12 protein-coding genes, 3 tRNA genes and 4 pseudogenes are annotated in these 22,265 nt (G+C 60.1%); all 19 read right to left on the bottom strand.

Translation table 11 applies throughout. The features are described 5' to 3' along the window. Positions 1–10 precede the first annotated feature (10 nt). The gene (locus tag AB4N76_RS24365) at positions 11–1,042 is read right to left on the bottom strand and encodes a FecCD family ABC transporter permease (protein ID WP_046026872.1); all 1,032 of its coding nucleotides are present in this window, start codon (positions 1,040–1,042) and stop codon (positions 11–13) included. Continuing rightward, positions 1,035–2,024: a FecCD family ABC transporter permease gene (locus AB4N76_RS24360; protein WP_046026873.1), complete on the bottom strand. Its 990-nt coding sequence runs from the start codon at positions 2,022–2,024 to the stop codon at positions 1,035–1,037. The genes AB4N76_RS24365 and AB4N76_RS24360 overlap by 8 nt, the downstream gene beginning before the upstream one ends. Continuing rightward, entirely contained in the window at positions 2,021–2,944 is a 924-nt protein-coding gene (locus AB4N76_RS24355; protein WP_046026874.1) for an ABC transporter substrate-binding protein, read from the bottom strand. Before AB4N76_RS24355 ends, AB4N76_RS24360 begins: the two co-directional genes overlap by 4 nt. Then, positions 2,934–4,781, bottom strand: a complete 1,848-nt coding sequence (locus tag AB4N76_RS24350; RefSeq protein WP_460163619.1) for an IucA/IucC family protein — start codon at positions 4,779–4,781, stop codon at positions 2,934–2,936. The genes AB4N76_RS24355 and AB4N76_RS24350 overlap by 11 nt, the downstream gene beginning before the upstream one ends. A gap of 4 nt (positions 4,782–4,785) precedes the next feature. Then, positions 4,786–5,559, bottom strand: a complete 774-nt coding sequence (locus AB4N76_RS24345) for an HpcH/HpaI aldolase family protein (protein WP_460163618.1) — start codon at positions 5,557–5,559, stop codon at positions 4,786–4,788. Then, positions 5,553–7,424: an IucA/IucC family protein gene (locus AB4N76_RS24340; protein ID WP_460163617.1), complete on the bottom strand. Its 1,872-nt coding sequence runs from the start codon at positions 7,422–7,424 to the stop codon at positions 5,553–5,555. The genes AB4N76_RS24345 and AB4N76_RS24340 overlap by 7 nt, the downstream gene beginning before the upstream one ends. Positions 7,425–7,442: 18 nt before the next feature. After that, positions 7,443–8,869, bottom strand: a pseudogene (locus AB4N76_RS24335) (DHA2 family efflux MFS transporter permease subunit). Next, on the bottom strand, positions 8,866–10,077 hold the full coding sequence (locus tag AB4N76_RS24330) for a type III PLP-dependent enzyme (protein ID WP_460163616.1): 1,212 nt from the start codon (positions 10,075–10,077) through the stop codon (positions 8,866–8,868). Before AB4N76_RS24330 ends, AB4N76_RS24335 begins: the two are co-directional and overlap by 4 nt. Next, positions 10,070–11,851, bottom strand: coding sequence for an IucA/IucC family protein (locus tag AB4N76_RS24325; RefSeq protein WP_046026879.1), 1,782 nt, complete (start codon positions 11,849–11,851; stop codon positions 10,070–10,072). Before AB4N76_RS24325 ends, AB4N76_RS24330 begins: the two co-directional genes overlap by 8 nt. Positions 11,852–12,062: 211 nt before the next feature. After that, a complete protein-coding gene (locus AB4N76_RS24320; RefSeq protein ID WP_460163615.1) occupies positions 12,063–13,439 on the bottom strand; it encodes a diaminobutyrate--2-oxoglutarate transaminase in 1,377 nt (458 codons plus the stop codon). Positions 13,440–13,801: 362 nt separating this feature from the next. Then, positions 13,802–16,227: pseudogene (locus AB4N76_RS24315) on the bottom strand (TonB-dependent siderophore receptor). Between the two features lie 67 nt (positions 16,228–16,294). Continuing rightward, a pseudogene (locus tag AB4N76_RS24310) lies at positions 16,295–17,246 on the bottom strand (FecR domain-containing protein). Then, positions 17,243–17,752 (bottom strand): sigma-70 family RNA polymerase sigma factor, encoded by a 510-nt coding sequence (locus AB4N76_RS24305; protein WP_109785873.1) that lies wholly within the window; start codon positions 17,750–17,752, stop codon positions 17,243–17,245. The pseudogene AB4N76_RS24310 and the gene AB4N76_RS24305 overlap by 4 nt, the downstream one beginning before the upstream one ends. 402 nt (positions 17,753–18,154) lie before the next feature. Further along, a tRNA-Asp gene (locus tag AB4N76_RS24300) sits at positions 18,155–18,231 on the bottom strand. A 92-nt stretch (positions 18,232–18,323) separates the two neighbouring features. Continuing rightward, positions 18,324–18,400: transfer RNA gene (locus tag AB4N76_RS24295), tRNA-Asp, on the bottom strand. 54 nt (positions 18,401–18,454) lie between these two features. Beyond that, positions 18,455–18,530, bottom strand: a tRNA-Val gene (locus AB4N76_RS24290). Positions 18,531–18,688: 158 nt separating this feature from the next. Beyond that, positions 18,689–19,465, bottom strand: coding sequence for an SDR family oxidoreductase (locus AB4N76_RS24285; RefSeq protein ID WP_046026884.1), 777 nt, complete (start codon positions 19,463–19,465; stop codon positions 18,689–18,691). Next, positions 19,462–20,673 (bottom strand): O-succinylhomoserine sulfhydrylase, encoded by a 1,212-nt coding sequence (locus tag AB4N76_RS24280; protein ID WP_046026885.1) that lies wholly within the window; start codon positions 20,671–20,673, stop codon positions 19,462–19,464. Before AB4N76_RS24280 ends, AB4N76_RS24285 begins: the two co-directional genes overlap by 4 nt. Before the next feature lie 79 nt (positions 20,674–20,752). Beyond that, positions 20,753–22,257, bottom strand: a pseudogene (gene purF / locus AB4N76_RS24275) (amidophosphoribosyltransferase). Positions 22,258–22,265 lie beyond the last annotated feature (8 nt).

Below are 22,265 nucleotides of genomic sequence, written 5' to 3'. Positions count from 1 at the left end.
GTTGAATTCCTTAATGACGTTGTTTAATCAACAAATAGAGAAAAAAGGGTGTGCCCAGCACGGCGACAAAAATGCCGGCCGGCAGATCCAGCGGCAAAAACAGCACACGCCCGGCAAGGTCGGCCAGCACCACTAGGTTCGCCCCGACGAGCGCCGCCATCACCGCCTGACCGCCGAAACCCGGGGCCACCAGACGCTTGGCAATGTGTGGCGCAATCAACCCGACAAATGCAATCGCCCCGCCCCAGGCAATCGCTGCCCCAGCCAAGGCCACGCTCACCAGCAACAAACCGGCGCGCAACCACTGCACGCGAACGCCTATGCCCTGGGCCAGGTTGTCGTCCAGTTGTTGCACCATCACCTGCCGGGCCAGCAGCACCAGCAGCGGGCAAATGCCCAACAACCAGCGACCCAGCGCCAGCGGTTCCGGCCAACTGGCGCCATACACGCTGCCGGTCAGCCAGACATAAGCCGACAGGGTCGTGGTCAGCGGGCTGAAGACCAGAATGAAGGTGGTCGCCGCCGTCAACATCGCGCAGACGCCGACGCCAATCAACACCAGTCGCAGCGGTGAAGCGCCCTGTTTCCAGGCCAGCAGATAGATCGCCAATGCTGCCAGCCCCGCGCCGAGCATCGCCGCCAGCGGCAGATACTGTTGGCCCAGCGCCACGGAGAAAAACGACAAATACAGCACCGCCGCCGCACTGGCGCCACTGGTGATACCCAGCAGGTCAGGGGACGCCAGCGGGTTGCGGATGATGCTTTGCAGAATCAGCCCCGACACCGACAGCGCCGCCCCCACCAACGCTGCCAACAGCATGCGTGGAAAGCGCAGTTGCTCGACGATGAACGTCAGGCTGGCGTCCTGGCTCGACAGCAAAATTCGCAGCACCTCCAGCGGCGACAGCATGACTTTGCCCAGTGACAGCGAACCGAGCATGATCAGCACCGTCACCATCAACGCCGCCAGTAACCGCCACAACGTGATGACGTTGATCCGCCGGGAAAACCCGCTGCGCCGCCAGGTCAGGACCTTATCCATAACGACCTCCACGTCGGGCCAACAGAATAAAAAACGGTGCGCCGAACAACGCCGTCATCACGCCCACCGGCACTTCCTGAGGCAGGATCAACACCCGCGACAAGGTGTCCGCCAGCAATAGAACAATCGCGCCGAGCAGCGCACACCCCGGCAGCAACCAGCGATGATCGATGGACAACCCCTTGCGCACCATGTGCGGCACCAGCAAACCGATAAACCCGATGCTGCCCGCCAATGCCACGGCACTGCCCGCCAGGCAGACCACCAGCACGCTCATCAATAGCCGGATCAAACCGGTTCGCTGGCCCAGGCCGGTGGCAATCTCCTCGCCTGCGTTGAGCACGTTGACCTGCCCCGCCAGCAACATCGCGCCGAACAGTCCGAGTACGCCACACAGCAGCAATGGCGCGGCGACCGACAGGCTGCGCTCCGTCAACGATCCCGCCAGCCAGAACAGCACGGTGTCCAGCCCATCCTGATTGACCACCAGCAACGCCTGGCTGAAGGCAGAGAACAAAGCCGCCATCGCCGCACCCGCCAGCACAATGCGCAGCGGGCTGAGACTGCCCTGGCCCATGTTGCCGATCAGCCACACCAGACAACCGGCCACGGCCGCGCCCATGAACGCGCACCACAGCCAGGCATCCGGGGATGACAGGGAAAACAGCGAGGAACCCAGAATGATAAAAAACGTCGCGCCGGCATTGATCCCGAACAACCCGGGAGACGCCAGCGGATTGCGCGTCAGCGCCTGCATCAAGGCCCCCGCCACTGCCAGGCTCGCGCCCACGGCCACGGCCATCAAGGTGCGCGACAGGCGCGTAGTGGTCACCAGCACATGACTGACGCTCAACGGATCGGGATGCGCAAACGCCGCCACAATCTGCGACAACGGAATCCAGGTCGCGCCGACCGCCAGGCTCAGCACGCAACTCATCAGCAACACGACACCGGCAATCCACAACTTCAAACCATTGCTCATGAGGCCGCGTCCGCCGTGACCAGCCGCGCAACGTCATCGAGCATCAGGTTCGCCCCCAAAATTCCCCCGGACAGGTTCCAGGTCACCCCGTCGACCCGCCACACTTGCCCCTGTTGTGGCGCACGCATTTGCTGCCACAGCGGATGCTGCACCAGGTGTTCATAGTTTCGCTGCACTGCCGGTTTCTCCGCGCGCATGAAGACAAAGAAAATGTCGGCATTCACCACCGCCAGGCTCTCCTTGCTGGTGAGTTTGATAGATGCCCCACTCGCTGCCCGACTGGCCTCACTCCAGTCGAAACCTAGCTCGGTGATCACCGAACCTGGAAAGCTGGCCGGCAAATAACTGCGGATATGGTCTTCACGGACATCCAGAATCGACACCGTGGGCGGCCAGCGCCCGGCAAACTTCTTCTGCAGTTGTTGGCGCAGTTGCGCCGTGCGCAGCTGCCAGCGGGCCAACACTTCGTTGGCCTGCTGCTGGCGGTGCAAGGCGACGCCCATCAATGCCAAGGTCTGTTTGAACTCGAACACTTCCTCCACCATCACCACCGGGGCGATCTGCTTGAGCAACGGTGCGATGCGTTCATGGCGAAAGCGCGAGGCGAAGATCACGTCCGGCTTCAGCAGCGCGATGTCCTCAAGACTGGGCTGGGTTTCCAGCCCGACATGGGGCGCCGGCTCCAGCGTCGAACGCAGATAGCGATAGGTCGGTTTTTCGCTCCAGGAATCGACGATGCCGCACGGTGTGATGCCCAACGCCACGGCGCTGTCGGTGGCGCCCTGAAACAGGGTGATCACCCGCAGCGGCGCGGCGTCGGCCTGGGCCCACGCCGATGGGGTAAACCTGAGTGCAAGCACGCCCAACGACAGGCGCAGCAGCGTGCGCCTGGAGGGATGGCAATGAAGGTCAGGCTTCACGATGCAACCGGTGGAAAGGGTTCACCACCTGGCCTTTACCGAACGGCATGCTGCCGGGACCGCCCGCCCGCTCGATCATTGGCGTGAGCAGCAGTTTCTGTGGCCAGTGAGGGGCTTCGAACAATTGCTGCTTGATCATCGCCCGGGCTTCAGTGTCGAACTCGATAGTGTCAATCAACTCGTTCAGCACTTCGCCCATCGCCGTCCACAAGGTACTGGCCGGCAGCGAGTAAACCTGCGCCAGCGTATCGATGATCGCCCGGAAGTTGACCTGGATCCCCAGTGTCTGCAACCAGAACAACAGGTCTTCGGGACGCTCGTGATACAGCGTGTTGGCGTGCCCTTTCTTGAGCCGGTACGCCGGATCGGCCAGGCCATTGCGTTCCAGCCACGGCACGTAAATGCGCAACGAATCGTGATCGCGCAGCAACAGCCCTTGGGCGTAGCCGGCCTTCCAGACCAGCACCGCGTTCTGCCCGTGAACTTCACCGAGCATGCCGATGCGGAACATCCGCAGGTTGATCTCGAAGAAGCTGTGGCACAACTCGCGGAACAGCGTCATCACCGACGCGGTGTTGGCCGGCAGTTGACGGTAGCCCATCCAGTCATCGAAAAAGTGCTGGTTGTTGCCGGGCAATGGCGTGCCGAGGGCCGCCATGGGCACCAGTCGGGTGTCCGCCTCTTCGAGCAGCACCGAAGGATAACTGCGAACCATGGCTGCCAGATGACGCGGCGCTTCGTCGAACAGTGTCGCGTGCGGCGGCATGAACGCCCACCACTTGGTTTCATCGCACAGGTGCAGGGACTGTTGCAGCGTCTGATCCTTGCCCAGTGCCCGGCGCAACAGCGCTTCACTCAAACCGCCGTTGATCATTTTCACCGCAGGCAGGTAACGCGAGGCACCCAGCGAATAGATCGCCATCGGTAACTTCAGGTAATCAGCGCTGTTGAAGCAGGGGGTCATCGAACGCAACGATGAGGTGGCGAAGAAATCGCCGTCGGTGAATTTCAGTCGCTGGCAGTCGCCCTTGGCGAAAGCATCGCCGAGTTGCGCCTCCAGTACATGGTCGAACTGCCATGGGTGCACCGGCAGTGCGATGTGGCTCTGGGCGATACCCCGTTGTTGCAGTTCTTTATGCAAGTCGGCCTGCAACGCCGGCGGCAACAGGTAGCGGGCGGGATAGCTCTGCTCCAGGTCCACCACACCGTCGCCGCATTGCAGCAGCGCGCGGTCGATCGCGACCCAGTTCAGCGCCACTGGCTGGGCGAATTCCGCTTGATACTGCTGATATTCCGCGTCATCCAAACCTTGCTTGGCTTTGGCCAGTGGATGGTAAGGACGATCACGCAGCGAAGCCCACTGCTCCATGGTCAGGAAAAAATCCGCGTTACTTTTTTCCAGCAAGCGCTGGCTGTCGACCCGATGGGCCAATGACATTTCAGTTTGGCTAACGCTGGTGCGCAATACATCAAGGAACAGCGCAAAGCCCTTTTCATTGTCCTCGTAGCGATCGGTCATTCCGGCCAACACTTGGGTCATGAACGCTTCAGGCGACAGTTCTCTCAGTTGCCCATTCTCCCGACCCACGACGGGCGTACCCGGTACCTTTTCCCATTGCTGAGTGATGCCGGGGCGCAGTGCCACAAAGATCGAAGCCTGCGGCGCGCTGTGCCATTGCCAAATGCGCTGCTCGGCGCTCAATCCGCTGAACGGCTGATCGACCGATGACGCGGGCGCCATCAGGTTCAGCGGTTCGGTCCCGAAAAAATGTTCGGCCAGCAAGCAATCGACCAGATCCTGCATCACCCTGTCGGCGGCCATCGTGGTGAAGTTCATCGGATTATTTTCCTTCTGCTGAAGTGGCGGCCAATCTGGCCTGGAGGGCACGAAAAGCGATGCCACGCTCGTCACCCAAAACAAAACTTTTTACGCCCCGGCTCAACCACCGTTCGTGGTCGCCCGGTTGGCGTGGAATCGCGCAATACGGCACGCCCACGGCACGGGTTGCTTGCCAAGCGGCGAGCAACGCTTGCTGCACCTCGGGCCGGTCGATCTGCCAGGGCAGGCCCATCGATTGCGATAAATCGGCAGCGCCTTCGAGAATCATGTCGAGGCCGGGAACGGCCGCAATCTCTGCGGCGCGCCGCACACCTTCGGCGCTTTCGATCATCGCCACGATCATGATTTGCTCGTTGGCCAGCTCGATGTAGTTCGCCAGGCTGTGTTTACCAAACGCGCCGGGGCGCCCGGCATTTAGGCTGCGAGTGCCCTGCGGGTGGTATTTGCAGGCGCGGATGCTCTGGGCCAATGGCTCGGGGGCTTCGATCATCGGCAACACAATGCCCTGGGCACCCCCATCGAGCAGGCGCAGCAGGGTTTTCGGGTTGAGGTCCGCGACCCGCACCAACGGCGTGATCGCGTAGCTCTCGGCGGTGCGAATCATGTTCTCCACAGTTTCGGGATTGATCAGCACGTGTTCCATATCGATGATCACGAAATCGAAACCGGTTTCGGCAATCAACTCGATGGCCGCCGGTGCCGGAATCGAACTGATCAACCCATACACCGGCGCACCCGCCGTGAGTTTCTGCTTGAGTAGGTTGGTCCTCAGCATGATTGCGGCCGGAAGGCATGCAGCGGATTCGGCACTGATTTGAAACGACGTTCGCCATCGCCCAGCAAGCGGCGCTTGGTCAGTTCTTCGACTTCATAGAACGGCGCGAACACATCAAACGTTTCATAACGCACACGGTGTTGCGGGTGTTCGGCCTGGTAAGCCGAGATCACTTCGGCGGTCATCTGCCAGAACAGGGCTTCCTCCAGTTGATAGTGCTGATGCAGGAAGATCGCCATCTCGGCCAGGCAGATGAAGAAGAACGAATCACAGGAGAAATCCCGTACCGCATCCACGTCATCGGTGAGGATGAACGAGTTGCGGTTGAGCTTGGCGTGGCTGGCTGGCAGCGGTACCAGGGTCGGGCACAGCTCGGGGCGCCCGAGATGCTCGGGTGAATAGCGCACACCGTCGTGGAAATCTTTCAGGGCAATACGCTGCGGCCAGCCCTGCTTGACGATCAGGACGATATTCTGACCGTGGGACTCCATGCCGATGCCTTCGGCGTAGAGCATGTGAATGATCGGCGACACCGCGACCTGCAACAGTTGGCGGGTCCAGGCATGCAGCCCGTATTGTGTGATCCAGGCATCGATGAACGGGATCTGTTCACCGCTGCCGTAGCGGTTGTCCACAGAACTCAGGCCATTGAACGGCACCGCTTGCTCATCTTCCTGCAGGTATTGATGGATGCTTTCGCGCCACAGAGTGCCCATCGTGCCGTAGGCCTGGGACATGCGCGTGGCCGGCAGGTGCTCGTAGTCAAAACTGACGCCGACCACCTCGCCGAGAATCACAAAACCCAGGTCGCGCGCCGTGCTGTCACTGCGGATCAACTGGTGCAGCCAGTCGGTGATGATCGGGCCGTTCATCACGGTGTGCCGGGCCAGAATGCGTGTGCTGGACGTGTTGGTCATGCTCAACGCGAGCTTGACGTAAGGCCGCTGTTTTTCAGTGACATTGGCCAAGGTGCGGATCGACTGCTGAGCCTGGTAGCGATCATCGGTGGTGCCCAGATAGATCACCTCTCCGCTGACCAGCTCTGGGTAAAACACCGGGACAATGACGTTTTCCCACTGCCACGGGTGCACCGGCATCAGCCAGTAATCGCCCAGCGACTTGCCTTGATCGATGAGGTTTTCGGCGAGTTGCTGCCAGCGTTGCAGGCCAAATTCCTGCTGGATGAATTCGTCGAAATCCAAGTGCCGCGAGACGTTCATCGCCCCACAGGATTTGGCCACCGCCAGCCAGACAATCGCGACAGGCGCGGCAAATTCCGGCCCATAGCTGGCGTTGTCCTTGAGCGAGAAACCGATGCGCGATTTGTAGCAAGGGTGATAGCTATGGGCGTCCATGAAGTGCTGTTCCAGCGCATCGACATCCAGTTGATGGGATGGCTGGGCCGCCTGATAACCCTGACTGCGCGATTGCAGGTCCTTGAGCAGCGTCTGTTCCAGTTCATGGGTAAAGCGTGGCAGGTGCGGGCTGTCCTGAAGATCGACCAGCAATTCGGCCAGCGCTTGATGCAGGCGCACACGGCTGTGTTCGCCCGAAGCATTGACGCGTTCAAGGGTGGCGTAATCAAGGCGGATCAGTTCGAAGCTGGCGCTCAGCAAGCCTGTGCAGTGGTATTCCACCGGTTGTTGCTGTGCATCGAGGCCGCTGACGACAAACCGGCATTGGCTGCCGCTCAATGGAGAATGGCGGTAAGGCAGCACGTTTTCATACAGCAGGGTTTGCAGCAATTGACCGACCACCCGCTGTTCCACTTGTTGGTAGTGCCGTGTGTCAGCGCTCGCCAGCCAGACGCCTGGCGCGTGATCTTGAGCCTGATGGGTTGCCTGAGAAGAGGTCGCCATTGTCATACCTTGTCGATTAGATAATTAACGTTGTTCGAGGGCCGAGGGCAGTGCCTCGACCGGCTCGTCGGATGCGTGAACGGGAAAACGCCAGGCGCAGGGCAGCGCCAACAGAACCAGGATGCCGGTGGCCATGAACACTTCGCTGACCGCCCCAGAGGTGCTCGCCTGTTGAATCCCGGCCCCGGTCTCGGCGGCCAGACGAAACTCCAGCCAGAGCGACGCGATGACGATGGCCAATGACGACACCAGTCGACGGGAAATGTTGTTCATCGCCGCGCCCTGGGTCACCATCGGTTCAGGCAACGCGTTGAGCCCGGCGGTGGTAACGGGGATGTAGGACAAACCGATCCCGGCGCCGCGAACCATCATCAGGAAAAACACCACACCGATGGAGGCGCCAGCGCCGAGCATGCCCAGGCCCAGCGTCGACGCACCGGTCAGCAGCAACCCCCAGAACACCACGCCCCGCGGCCCGTGCCGATCCAGCCAGCGACCTCCGATATGCCCGAACAGGCTGGCAAACAACGCTGTGCACAACAGCGACAGGCCAGTCCAGATCGGGCTGTAGCCCATCACCACTTGCACCAGCAGCGGCAGCAATACGAGGCACTCGAACATCCCGACCGATTGCACCACCGCGATAATCACGCTCAAGCGATAACCGCGCAGCGCGAAGATGCGCAGGTTCAACAGGGTGAAGTCCGGTTCAGTTCCAGCCGTACGAACGCGACCAGGCACACGATCGCCACCAGCAACATGCCGAGGTTGAGAGGATCAGCCAGGGCTTCGGCGTGACGTAGACGACCCACCGCAATCATCAGCAAGCCAATGCCCGCCGCAATCAGCAGATAACCCGCGAGGTCGAACGGTTGGCGCTCGGACGGTTCAGAGGCTGGCAGCACCGCCACGCCGAGGATCAGCGCCACCAAACCGATCGGCACGTTCATCAGGAACAGCGAACGCCAACTGAACCACTCCAGCATCAGGCTGCCGCATAGCGGCCCCAACGCCGGCGCCAGCATGACCGCCGCGCCCCACAAACCGGTGACCCGACCCCGCTCGCCTTTGGCGTACACCGAGAAAATGATCGCCAACGACAACGGGATCATCAGCCCGCTGGCAATGCCTTGCACCACGCGGGCCGTGATCACCAACGCGATGGAGTCGGCCAGCGCGCCCATCAGCGAACCGCAGACAAATAACGCCACCCCCCACAGGTAGAGACGCTTGCGCCCCACCCGCTGGCTGAGAAAACTGGTGAGCGGCATGGTCATGCCCATGCTCACCATGAACGCGGCCACGATCCAGGTGGCCAACAGCGGTCCGATATCGAAGGCACTCATGAAGGCCGGCAACGCCGGGTTGAGCGAGCTGTTGTTCAGGCTGACGGTCAAGGTACCCAGCAGCACATTGACCACTACCAGCCAGCGCGGCACTGCAAACGTCAATCCCAAGGTGCGACTCCTGCCGCTTGCACAAACACTTGCGGCGGTCGCGGATGGCAAAGGAAGTCCGCATGGGAAATGTTGTAGCCGTAAGCCCCGGCCAACGGCAGCACCAGCATGTCGCCGACTTCGACGCCGGTCAGCGGGCAATCGCGACTCAGCACATCCTTGGGCGTACACAATTGCCCGACCACGGTCCACGCCTGCTTCAACGCACCCGATGTTGCCGGGTGCCTGGGCAGATGAATGACCGGGTGATCGTGCCCCTGTGCCACTGGCAAGCGAAACTGATGTGTGCCGCCGCGACAAACCAGGAAGTGCTTGCCGTGACTGGTTTTGGTGTCCAGCACTTCAATCGCGTAGTAACCGCAGTAAGCACTGATGAAACGGCCGGGCTCAAAGCGCACGATCGGCGCATCGACACACGTCGCCAGGGACCGGCCCAGATGCGCGCACAAACGCTGCCAGTCGAACTGCTGCGGGCCGAGGTAATTGACCCCGATGCCACCGCCCACATTCAGATGGGTAATCGTCGCCGGGCCGGCGGACAGCGCCTTCCATTGCGGCCAGCGTTCCAGGTACAGGTCGAGCAGTTGTTCGTGACGCTCCACTTGCGACTGATGGGACATCGCATGGACATGGAAACCCTTGAGCCGCAGATGGCTGGCGCTGTCGACCCAGCTAACGGCCTGGGCCAATGCCGACTCGTCAATCCCGAACGGCGTAGCCGTGCCAGCCATCGCCAGTTTGCTCGACAGGGGTGACGGCAGTTGCGGGTTGATGCGCAGCAACACGTCCTGCACTCGCCCCGCTTCCCGTGCCAGCCGTTGCAGGCGGACGATTTCATTCAGGCTTTCGATGTGAACGGCTTCGACCTGATGTTGCAGGGCCAAACGCAGATCGGAATCCAGTTTGCCGGGGCCGGAAAAGATAAACGGCTTGATGGCCGGGCAAGCCTGGAGTCGATCGATCTCGCCGCCAGACGAAATTTCGAAACCGTGCACCAGCGGCGCTACGGCGGTGAGAATTTGCGGGTCGCTGTTGGCCTTGATCGCGTAGTAAAGCTCCACACCTTCAGGCAGTGCCGCCATCACCTGGGTCACGTGGTGTTTCAGTGCGTCCAGGTCATAGATGAACAGCGCCAACGGGTCTTCGTGTCGCGTGCGGGCTTCGCCGATGGCGGCCAAAACCGCGGCTGGCAGCTTACCCATGGGTGGCCTCCTTACCCCACGGGCACACCAGACTGACGTAGCTGGCCTGACGATCCGCCTTGGCCGCCAGACGGACTTTCAAGTTGGTTTTGCAAGCAATCGGCTGACCGGCGATCAGCGCATCCAGCTCCGGCGCAGCGCGGGACAATTCGGCGCGGATACTGATCAATTGCTGCTCCACCCGCTGCCACATCAGCGGCGCCAGGTGCGCACGCTCCCAACTCAGGGCCAGCACCGCCTCGGACAAGTTGTTGACGAACAGGCAGTAGACGATGCGATTCCAACCCTGCTGGCGGGAATACAGCAGCGACTCACGCACCCGCGGATGAATGTCGGCATCGATTCGGGAAGCACCCAGTTCCTCAGTCAGTTTCACCCCTTCAAAATCCCGCAGCAGCAGGCGCTGCGGGCGACCGTTGTCATGCACCAGCACGCTGTTCTGCAAATGCGGCTCCATGACGATGCCATGGTTGAAGAACAGCGACAGCACCGGCCTCAGCAACAGCGCCTGATAGTCGTCAAACCAGCTCAACAGCTGCTGGTCATCGATGTCGTTACCCTTGAAGCGACTCAGGAACTCATGCACCAACGGCCGCAAATGCAGGCCCCGGGCGAACAGTGTGCCGGCCATGATGCTGCAGTCAGTGCCGGTGTCGAGGCAGAAATTCTCCCGCAGGATCGCGCCGGTCTGCTCGCGGAACCAGTGTGTATCAGCTTCGCTGGACTGCTGTGGTGCCCAGCTCAACAGGCCCGGTTCGCCCACCACCGACAACCCGCCGAGCGTCTCGGGCTGGGTCAGTTGCAGGTTGCGGAAGACACGGTCGATCATCAGCGCGCTTTCCAGCTCATACCAGGCGTTTTTCCTGACGCAATTGGTGATGCGCACATTCAGCGAGCCCTTGATAAAGAACTCATGCCCCTCGATGTACCAAGTGCGGATCGATGCAGTGGGATTGGCCATCAGGCCAGTGGCGCCCAGATCGACGATGGCCGCGGATTTCAGCAAGCGCTGCACCCGGCCGTCCTGCATGAACAACTGCGCCTGTACCGGGTGCATGCTAATCACTGCATACCCCGGCCGTGCTTGCGCCTGATCGGCAAAACCCGCCAGTACCTGGGCTTTGCTCAAGCCGTTGGCCCCGACACTCAACCCTTCCAGCGGCACCTCGAACAGGTGCAACGGCGTGCGGGCCTGGAACTCAGGGGCGTAGGTTTCCTGGGCCAGATGAGCGGGCCACAGCCGCGCTTTCGGTGCCGGGTGGTTCGGATGACCAAACCACAATCCTTGCTCGCTGGCCAGGTAGCTGCTGAGCGGGTCCGAGTCCTTGGGTGTGTTGTGGCCAACAATGGCCGCGGTCAGCAACTGGCTTTGCAACACCTGATCCAGCAACTCGTCGTTGCTGGCGCGGGTCATGTGTTCGCACGCCGCGAGCAACTGCTCGACGAACTCGCCGAATCCAAGGCACGACCATTCGCCCTCATCGCGCCGGGCATAAACGTCCGACAGGTAACGGTGGCTGCCCAGCCCATCACGGCGGTCCACCATCACAAAAAACTGCTGCTGATTGGGCAGCTTGATGGTCAGGGGAATGCCCTTCCATTTCAGGCCCTCAAGGTAACTGCCCGGGGCGATGCCCTGCATCTGTGTCGGCCAGCTATAACTGACGCAGTTTTCCGGCAAGGCGAACTCTTTGATCAAACAGTTAAGCAGCGCGCACGTTGTCGCCAACTCACTGACCATATTCGGTAACACATTGCGATTTGGATGATTCATGGGTGCTCCACAGTAGCCCGCGAGGTCACTGAATACGTTATGTCGCGAAAAAATTAGTGACTGATCGACTTAATTAAAAATCGACGAATCCCCACACAGCGACTTCACTTCGCTAAGCCTTTTAAAAAACTGGATGACGATAAAAGTGACTTACGCCAACATCATCAAGCTGCAACTCGAGGAATTAACCATTCAGCGTCGATTGATTCATTCAAGGGCGCAACTGCAATAACGCAGCGGCCACAGCGTTATCAAAACGCTGTATCACTTGTTGGCATTGTTCATCGTCGATAATCAATGGCGGCAACAAGCGGATGACATTGCCCTTGCGCCCACCGCGCTCCAGTAACAGACCTTGCTTGAAGCACTGCTGCTGGATGGCCACGGCCAGCGCCGGGTCCGTCGGGAAATGCCCGTGGCGATCAGCCGGCTCGCGCTCGTCGACGATCTCGATGCCCAGCATCAGGCCACGACCGCGCACCTGGCCAAGGGCCGGATAGTGCGCTTGCAACTCGACCAGTCGGTCCTTGAGCCACTGGCCACGGCGCTCGGCCTGAGCGGCGACGTGTTGCTGCTGCAACACCTGCAACGTGGCCAGCCCGGCAGCCATGGCCATCTGATTGCCGCGGAAAGTGCCGGCGTGATTACCTGGCTCCCAGGCGTCGAACTCACGACGAATGCCCAGCACCGCCATAGGCAAACCGCCACCGAGCGCTTTGGACATGACGATCAGGTCCGGCTCGATCTCGGCGTGCTCGAAGGCAAACATCTTGCCGGTGCGGGCGAAACCGGTCTGCACTTCGTCGAGGATCAGCAGGATGCCGTGCTTGCGCGTCACCTCGCGGATCGCCCGCAGCCAGTTCACTGGAGCACAGTTGACCCCACCTTCCCCCTGCACCGCTTCAAGAATGACTGCCGCCGGCAACGACACGCCACTTTCGACGTCTTCGATGAACTGGGTGAAATAGTGGGTCAAGGCCTCTACCCCGGCCTCACCGCCAATGCCCAACGGGCAACGGTATTCGTGAGGGTACGGCATGAACTGCACCCCGGGCATCAGGCTGGCGATGGCATTTTTCGGTGCGGTATTGCCGGTCAGGGCCAGGGCGCCATGGGTCATGCCATGGTAGGCCCCCGAGAAACTGATGATGTTATTGCGCCCGGTGTGGGTCTTGGCCAGTTTCAGTGCGGCCTCCACCGCGTCCGCCCCGGACGGCCCGCAAAATTGCAGGCAGTAATCGCGGCCCTGGTTTGGCAACAGGCTGAGCAGGGTTTCGCAAAAGGCATCCTTGACTACCGTGGTCAGGTCCAGGGTATGCATCGGCAGGCCCGAGGCAAGGAAGCTGTCGAGGCTGGCCATGATGGCCGGGTGATTGTGCCCCAGAGCCAAAGTGCCGGCGCCGGCCAGGCAGTCGAGGTACGTTTTACCCTCGACGTCAGTCACCCAGACCCCGTGCGCCTTGGCAATTGCCAGCGGCAACTTGCGCGGGTAACTGCGCACATTGGATTCAAACTTGCTTTGTCGAGCCAGATAGTCGGCATTGGTTTTTTGCAAAGGGTTAGAGTGCAATACGCCATCATTCAACATCGGTTTATCCTCGATAAGTTTCGATATGCAAATTATTCTCATTTGCAAATTAACGCAACTACTTGCTCGCCATTTTTTGAAAACTTACATAGTTTGCCAGTCAGCTATTAAAATCGTTCACGCACACAAAATCCCAAGTTATAAAAAACCTGAGAAACGATCATCAGTGCCATTATCCGGCCATGCTTTTATTATAAAAATGACAACTTTTTAATACCCTGCAACAGGCACTAACTTGTAGAAAAGTATCGCAATGGGTCATTCACGTCAGATGGGCGAGCATTTCTTTCTCTGCAGGAATCAATTCATGAACACAACCCGGCGGCGCCCCTTCCCTGTGGCGCAACGCGCGGTTGATCGACTCAGAAGTCGACGGTCGCTGAAAGGAGGTAGGTACGTGGGGTCGCGAGCGTCAATCCCGGCTCGCTGTCATCCGAGGCCCCGGCAGAACTCCAGTAGCGCTTGTCGGCCACGTTCTCGACATTGGCACGCAGGGTGATGTTCTTTTCTTCGACCTTGAAGGCGTAGCGTGCGCCGACGTCGATGCGCGTCCAGGCATCGATTTCCTTGTCATTGGACTGGTCCAGATACTGCGAACTGGAATAGATACTGCGGCTGGTCAGGGTCAGGCCTTGCACGCTCGGTACATCCCACTCGGCGCCCAGGCTGACGTTGTATTCCGGCGTGGCAGGAGCGCGGTTGCCGTCAAAGGTGCCGTTGGCGGTATTGGTCAATTCGCTGTCGATGTACATGACGCCACCGAGCAGGCGGAAACCTTTGAGCGGCTCACCGAACACACTGACTTCCACACCGTTGTTTTCGCGTTTGCCGTTCGGGCCGAACACTCGCGTTATGGCGTTGGTCTCATAGGCCGGCTGCTTGATCCGGAACACTGCAGTGGTGATAGCGAACGCACCCGCGTCGTACTTGGCACCGACCTCGACCTGCCGACTGATGAACGGCGGGAAGATCTCGTCCTCGTTGACCGAGGTCGACGGCGCAATCTTGCCTTGGCTCAAGCCTTCCATGTAGTTGGCATACAGCGACAGTTTATCGGTTGCCTTGAACAGGATGCCGCCCGACGGAGAAACCTTTTCTTCATCATAGGCCGTGTCGCCTTTGACATCATCCGACCAGTCGTCAACCTGCACTCGCTGCCAGCGGGCGCCGAGGGTCAGTAGCACTCGATCATCGAAGAAACCCAACGTGTCGGATAACGCCATGCTGCTAAAGCGGTTCTCGGTATACACCTTCGGATCGAATCGCGTGGGGGTGATCGGCGTCCGTGTTTGCACGGGGTTGTAGATATTGCTGGGGGCAGCGGCATAACGGGCGCCGCCATTTTCAAAGTCCATGTAGAAATAGCTGGCAGCCAGATTCACTTCATGGCTCACCGGGCCGGTATGGAACCAGTTGCGCACCCCGGCATTGGCCGTCCGGACATTTTCGTCACGGGTGAAGTCACGTGGCAGAACGCTGAAATCACCCGCGTTGTTGGTGACCGATACGGCGTGTCGGAGAAAATCATGATCACTCCTGCGCGCGCCCACACCGCCATACAGCATGACGGCGTCGCTGACATCGAATTCGCCGGTCACCGTCCCGAAGGTATCCCTGGTACGCGCCTTGCTCCATGGCTGCGCGTAGTTGCTGCGAACCTCGCTTGCATGCGGAACCTGCGCCTTGGCGCCCACCTGCACACGCTCCTGCGGGGCGTCGGTATCACGCTCGGTATGCCCGACGTCCGTCGCAAGTCGCAGGCGTTCACCGCGAAAATCCAGGCCCAGCACGGCCATGTCACGGTCGACACTCTGATGATCCCACTCGGTGTCGCCGGACTGCTTCACGCCGTTGAAGCGAACGCCGAACATGTCACCTTCACCAAAGCGCCGGCCGACATCCACGGCCCCGCCGACCTGGTTGTTGGAGGCATAGTTGGTGGTGAACGACGTAATGGGTGCATCGGTGGCGCGTTTGGGCACCACGTTGATCCCTCCACCCACGCTACCCCGCGGCGAGATGCCGTTGATGAGCTGGCTCGGACCTTTGAGGATGTCGACGCGGTCGGCCATTTCCATATCGATCGTGTAAGTCGGCAAGACGCCGTAGAGACCGTTGTAGGAGACATCACTATTGAACAGGCTAAGCCCGCGAATGGTGAACTGCTCATACCGCCCACCCGCCGGGTTGGTGGCGCGAACCGAGGGATCGCTGGCGATAAGGTCACCCAAGGTACGAGCCTGCAGGTTTTTGACCGTTTCACTGGTGTAGGTGGTCTCGCTGAACGGCGTTTCCATGAAGTCTTTGGAGCCCAGCAAGCCTTGCGACCCAAGGCGCGCGACCTGCCCGCCAGCATACGGATCACCGTGCGCCGTGTCCGCAGCAGCGAAAATAGAGGTAGCGCCCAGTTGCAGGCCGCTGCCCGTTGGCGCCGGGGTCAGCATGTACGCCTGTTCACCCACCGGCTGCAGTTGCAGACCGGAACCCTGTAGCAACTGGGTGAAGCCCTCCTCCACCGCGAAGTCGCCGGAAAGACCAGGGCTGGTGCGCCCCCTCACCAGTGCCGGGTCCACCGACAGATTGACCCCGGCCAGCCCCGCGAAACGGGTCAACGCCGCGCTGAGGCTACCGGCCGGCACCTGATAGCTGCGGCGCGGCGCGTCTTCGGCCCAACCGGCAGTGATAAACAATGGACAGGCACTCAGACTCAACAACAGACTCAAGTGCAACAAGGGGGGCGCAACCGGGACGGAGCCAGACGCGTACTACAAGGCATCACTACAGGCATTGAGAATCTCTCTGATTTCGTTTCACTTGCCTTGAATGACAAGCGGCGCGAAAAAAGGGGACACGCTTTAAACATTATTTTTGCGCGCCACCAGCGTTACCCAGTAACGCGTACGCGAATGCACCTCCAGCGGCAGGCTGGCCGCTAGCAGCGCGAGGATGCGATCGGTGTCTTCCAGGCGAAAACTGCCAGTGATGCGCAGCGATTCCAGTTCTGGCTCCCAACGCAATACGCCTGGACGATAGGTACTGAGTTCGCGCAAAAAATCCCCCCAAGGGTTGGTTCTGCGCCATCAGCACACCGTCACGCCAGCCTGGGGCCAGCACGTCGAATGGCTCCACAGCGCCGGCACCCGCCGCTTGAAGGCTGACTTGCTGGCCGCCGCGCAATGAAAAGACCGGCCCGCGCAGGGGCTGTAACTGCACGGTGCCTTTAAGTACTGACACCTTGTAGCCCGCCTGCCCCTGACGAACGCACACTTCGCTCTGACCGACGACCACTTGCCCGAAGCGCGTGAGGATCGTCAGCGGCGAAGTCCCGGGTACATTCAGTGCGATTTCGCCTTCCACCAGTTTCAGACGCCGGTTCTTAAGGTCGATATCGACGGCGCTGGCGGTGTTCAACTGCAGAGAGCTGCCATCAGCCAACTGAACTTTTTTGCTTTCCCCAGTGGCGGTCCGCAGGTCGGCACTCCAGACATCCAGGGGCAATTGCTGACTGATCAGCCACGCGGCCGGCACCAAAGCTACCGCCCCGACGGCGCGCTTGAGCACTGTACGTCGACTGGTTTGCGGCCGGTCCAGACTGGCCATGGCGAGGGCCGATGGCAGTTCTGCAAAGCGTTGGCGTAAGAGTTGCGCTTTCTGCCAGGCCTGTTCGTGACTGGAATGGCTGTCGCGCCAGCTCTGCAGCTGTGCCCGGTCCCGCTCATTGGCGCAGCCGGATTCCATAAGGGCCAGCCATTGCGCGGCGGCCCGCACGACTTGTCGGGCTTGAGCCGAAGGTGCCGAACCGTTCACAGCTCCACCAACAGGCAATGTTCGTAGGCTTGAGCCATGTAGCGCTTGATCGTGCGCTCCGAGACTTGCAATCGCTCGGCAATTTCTTGATAACCCAGGCCTTCCAACTGGCTCCAGAGAAACGCCCGCCTTACCGGCCGCGGCAATCCATCGAGCAATTCATCCAGGGCTTGCAGGGTTTCCAACAGCATCCAGCGCTGCTCAGGGGACGGCACGCAGTCCTCAGGGAGTAATGCCAAAGCAGACAAATAGGCTTGCTCCAGGCTGCGACGCTTGTAGAAGTTGGTCAGCAGCCGCTTGCCGACGGTCGCCAGGTAGGCGCGAGGTTCTTGCAGATCGGCGATGCGTTGGGAGCTGGCAAGCAACCGCACGAAGGTATCCTGACTCAGATCTGCCGCATCGCTGCCGTTACTCATGCGTCGTCTCAACCAGCCTTCGAGCCAGCCACGGTGGTCGCGGTACAGGTCGTGGAAGGTTTGCTCCGGCGGCGTAGCTACATCACTCATCTAAAGAAACCCTGCGCGAAGAAATATTCTAAATGAGATTAATTCTAATTTGTGTTGAGGCGTCACACCAAGTCCTTTGTGCAAATTGCATCGAGTAAATGCTTGAATTGTTTAGTGACGGAGAGGTAATTCGGCCGCGCAGGCGCCGATTCATCGGGGCTGCGGATTAAAAAAGGGGGGGGTGGAGAGATTTTCGAGAGGGATCGGAGCTCACTGAGCGCTCGCGCTTGGCCGGCAGATGCGGATCCATGAGGATGACGGGAAGGAGACAAAGCCAAATCGCAGACACAAAAAACCCCGGTCTTTCGACCAGGGTCTTTGCTATCGACTCGAAGCAGTCACTGGCTTTACCAGCATCTTTCTTCGTAGCTTCAAGGCGTTCAGTGGGCCTTGAAGCAGATATGGCGCAGCGGACGGGACTCGAACCCGCGACCCCCGGCGTGACAGGCCGGTATTCTAACCGACTGAACTACCGCTGCGTATCGCTTTGGACTTTCGCCCAAGTAACTCGTCTGATTGAAAACTCAGTAGCTTTTCAATCTCGAACCAGATAAATCTGACTCGGAAAATATGGCGCAGCGGACGGGACTCGAACCCGCGACCCCCGGCGTGACAGGCCGGTATTCTAACCGACTGAACTACCGCTGCGCGTCGGTGGAGGCTTTTACAGCTTCCATCTTGCTTTCGCAAGACTCTCGGAAGTGGTGGGTGATGACGGGATCGAACCGCCGACATTCTGCTTGTAAGGCAGACGCTCTCCCAGCTGAGCTAATCACCCGTTTGCATCTCCGAGGCCGCGAAATTTACGCAGGTACCGAACCTAAGTCAATAGCAGGATTGAAGTTTTTCTGAAAAAGACAAAATCGTGTCAATTCCTGCGGCACTGACAACCAGCGCCTTCAACCTCAAGCCCTGTCTGTCATGGGTCCGCTGGAACTACTCGCTGTAAATCATCTTCTTGGTCATGCCGCCATCGACCACAAACTCCTGGCCCGTGACAAAGCCGGCATTCTTCGACAACAGCCAGGCCACCATCGCCGCGACATCTTCGACCGTCCCTACCCTGCCCGCCGGATGCTGGGCATGATCGGCATCCGTCAGCGGCTCGGCACGTCGCACCGAAGGGTCGCGCGTGTCGATCCAGCCAGGGCTGACCGCATTGACGCGGATCTCCGGCCCAAGACTGATCGCCAATGCGTGAGTCAGGGCCAATAAACCGCCCTTGCTCGCTGCATAAGCCTCTGTATCCGGTTCCGACTGCCCGGCACGGGTCGAGGCGAGGTTGACGATCGCGCCGCTGTGAGCGCGCAGGTACGGCGCACAGTGTTTGGCCAACAACATCGGCCCACTGAGGTTCACCGCCAGCACACGATTCCAGTAAGCCAGATCGAGGCTTTCCAGCGTAATGTTGTGCGGCTCGGCCACTGCCGCGTTGCAGACCAGCGCATCCAGTCGCCCGAACTGCCCCAGCACTTCAGCAACACCCAGCGCCACCTGCCCTTCGTTCGAGACGTCCATGGCGATAAACCAGGCATTGTCGCCGAGCACTTTCGCCACTTTCGAACCACGCACCCGATCAAGATCGCTCAGCACCACCTGCCAGCCTTCGCTGATCAGCCATGCCGAGATTCCCAGACCGATACCGCGCGCGGCACCGGTGACCAAGGCCACTCGGCCATTGGACCCGGTGGTCGGCGTGGACAACTCGATCACAAGGCTGCCAACCCGCGTGCCAGATCGGCTTGCAGATCAGCCACGTCTTCAAGACCGACCGCAATACGGATCAGGCTGTCACGAATGCCCGCCGCTTCACGCTCTTGCGGCGCCAGACGACCATGAGAGGTAGTGCTTGGATGGGTAATCGTGGTCTTGGTATCACCGAGGTTGGCAGTGATCGAAATCAGACGGGTCGCATCGATAAAGCGCCAAGCGCCGTCTTTGCCGCCCTTGACCTCGAAACTGACCACCGCACCGAAACCCTTCTGCTGACGCAACGCCAACTCGTGCTGCGGGTGGCTCTTGAGGCCGGCGTAATGGACTTTCTCGATACTGTCCTGCTGCTCCAGCCACTCGGCCAGTTGCTGGGCGTTGGCGCAATGCGCCTTCATCCGCAGGTTCAGGGTTTCCAGGCCCTTGAGGAAAATCCAGGCGTTGAACGGGCTCAGGGTTGGCCCGGCAGTACGCAGGAAACCGACCACTTCTTTCATCTGCTCGCTACGACCGGCCACCACACCGCCCATGCAACGGCCCTGACCGTCGATGAACTTGGTTGCCGAGTGCACGACGATGTCCGCGCCCATCTTCAGCGGCTGCTGCAACGCCGGGGTGCAGAAGCAGTTGTCGACCACCAGCATCGCGCCTTTGGCGTGTGCGATTTGCGCCAGCGCGGCGATGTCCACCAGCTCGGCCAACGGGTTGGATGGGGACTCGACAAAGAGCAACTTTGTGTTGGATTTGATTGCCGCATCCCAACCGGACAAGTCCGCCAGAGGCACGTAATCGACTTCGATACCGAAGCGCTTGAAGTACTTTTCGAACAGGCTGATGGTCGAACCGAACACACTGCGCGAAACGATCACATGATCACCCGCACTGCACAGGCTCATCACCACCGCCATGATCGCAGCCATGCCGGTGGCCGTGGCCACGGCTTGCTCGGCGCTTTCCAGCGCAGCAATGCGCTCTTCGAACGCACGCACCGTCGGGTTGGTGTAACGCGAATAAACGTTGCCCGGCACTTCACCGGCAAACCGCGCAGCCGCGTCGGCAGCGGTACGGAATACGTAGCTGGAAGTGAAGAACATCGGATCGCCGTGTTCGCCTTCCGGCGTACGGTGCTGACCGGCACGAACGGCCAGGGTATCGAACGCTACGCCTTCGAGGTCGCTGTCCAGCCGACCGGCATCCCAATCCTGACTCATGCTCACACTCCTTGCCTTGCTGCTTGATATAGAGAGTCTTTAGTAGATACAAAACCGGCCCCTCAGGGCCGGTAGAAACTCAGTTGTTGTACAGATCGATGATCGCACTGACTGCCTGCGTCTTGACCTTGGAGGCATCGTTACGTGCCTGCTCAATCTTGTTCAGGTAAGCCTCGTCGACGTCGCCGGTGACGTATTGGCCATCGAACACCGCGCAATCGAACTTGTCGATCTTGATCTTGCCGCCACCGACGGCTTCGATCAAGTCAGGCAAATCCTGATAGATCAGCCAGTCAGCGCCGATCAGGTCGGCAACGTCCTGAGTCGAACGGTTGTGGGCGATCAACTCGTGGGCGCTCGGCATGTCGATGCCGTAGACGTTCGGGTAGCGAACGGCCGGTGCGGCGGAGCAGAAGTAGACGTTTTTGGCGCCGGCTTCGCGAGCCATCTGGATGATCTGCTTGCAGGTCGTGCCGCGAACGATCGAGTCGTCCACCAACATGACGTTCTTGCCGCGGAATTCCATTCAATTGCATTGAGCTTCTGGCGTACGGACTTTTTCCGTGCGGCCTGGCCCGGCATGATGAAGGTCCGGCCGATGTAGCGGTTCTTCACGAAGCCTTCGCGGAACTTGACGCCCAAGTGGTTCGCCAGCTCCAGGGCCGCGGTACGGCTGGTGTCCGGGATCGGGATGACCACGTCGATGTCGTGCTCAGGACGCTCGCGCAGGATCTTCTCGGCGAGCTTCTCGCCCATGCGCAGACGAGCCTTGTAGACAGAAACGCCGTCAATGATCGAATCCGGACGCGCCAGGTAGACGTGTTCGAAGATGCACGGAGTCAGGGACGGGTTGGTCGCGCACTGACGGGTGTGCAGCTTGCCGTCTTCAGTGATGTAGACCGCTTCGCCTGGCGCCAGGTCGCGAATCAGGGTGAAACCGAGTACGTCCAGGGAGACGCTTTCGGAGGCAATCATGTACTCGACGCCTTCGTCGGTATGACGCTGACCGAAGACAATCGGGCGGATGCCGTGCGGGTCACGGAAACCGACGATGCCGTAACCGGTCACCATCGCCACGACCGCGTAACCACCCACACAACGGTTGTGCACGTCGGTGACGGCGGCGAACACGTCCTCTTCGGTTGGCTGCAACTTGCCGCGCTGGGCCAGTTCGTGCGCGAACACGTTCAGCAGTACTTCCGAGTCGGAGTTGGTGTTGACGTGGCGCAGGTCAGATTCGTAAATCTCCTTGGCCAGTTGTTCAACGTTGGTCAGGTTACCGTTGTGCGCCAACGTGATGCCGTAAGGCGAGTTGACGTAGAACGGCTGAGCTTCGGCCGACGTCGAGCTGCCTGCGGTCGGGTAACGCACATGGCCAATGCCCATGTGGCCGACCAGACGCTGCATGTGACGCTGATGGAACACGTCACGCACCAGGCCGTTGTCCTTGCGCAGGAATAACCGGCCATCATGGCTGGTCACGATACCGGCAGCGTCCTGGCCGCGGTGCTGGAGCACGGTTAGCGCGTCATACAGCGCCTGATTGACGTTCGACTTACCGACGATACCGACGATGCCACACATGCGACGCA

This window comes from Pseudomonas sp. S2_F03 (assembly GCF_054668335.1).
Note: the sequence above shows the minus strand (reverse complement) of the source record. Positions and strands in the feature narration are given on the sequence as shown.

Coding starts and splice junctions, on each gene's coding strand:
- AB4N76_RS24365 (WP_046026872.1), bottom strand. CDS start 1,042: ATGGATAAGGTCCTGACCTGGCGGCGCAGCGGGTTTTCCCGGCGGATC.
- AB4N76_RS24360 (WP_046026873.1), bottom strand. CDS start 2,024: ATGAGCAATGGTTTGAAGTTGTGGATTGCCGGTGTCGTGTTGCTGATG.
- AB4N76_RS24350 (WP_460163619.1), bottom strand. CDS start 4,781: ATGAACTTCACCACGATGGCCGCCGACAGGGTGATGCAGGATCTGGTC.
- AB4N76_RS24345 (WP_460163618.1), bottom strand. CDS start 5,559: ATGCTGAGGACCAACCTACTCAAGCAGAAACTCACGGCGGGTGCGCCG.
- AB4N76_RS24340 (WP_460163617.1), bottom strand. CDS start 7,424: ATGACAATGGCGACCTCTTCTCAGGCAACCCATCAGGCTCAAGATCAC.
- AB4N76_RS24330 (WP_460163616.1), bottom strand. CDS start 10,077: ATGGGTAAGCTGCCAGCCGCGGTTTTGGCCGCCATCGGCGAAGCCCGC.
- AB4N76_RS24325 (WP_046026879.1), bottom strand. CDS start 11,851: ATGAATCATCCAAATCGCAATGTGTTACCGAATATGGTCAGTGAGTTG.
- AB4N76_RS24320 (WP_460163615.1), bottom strand. CDS start 13,439: ATGTTGAATGATGGCGTATTGCACTCTAACCCTTTGCAAAAAACCAAT.
- AB4N76_RS24305 (WP_109785873.1), bottom strand. CDS start 17,752: ATGAGTGATGTAGCTACGCCGCCGGAGCAAACCTTCCACGACCTGTAC.
- AB4N76_RS24280 (WP_046026885.1), bottom strand. CDS start 20,673: ATGAGTCAGGATTGGGATGCCGGTCGGCTGGACAGCGACCTCGAAGGC.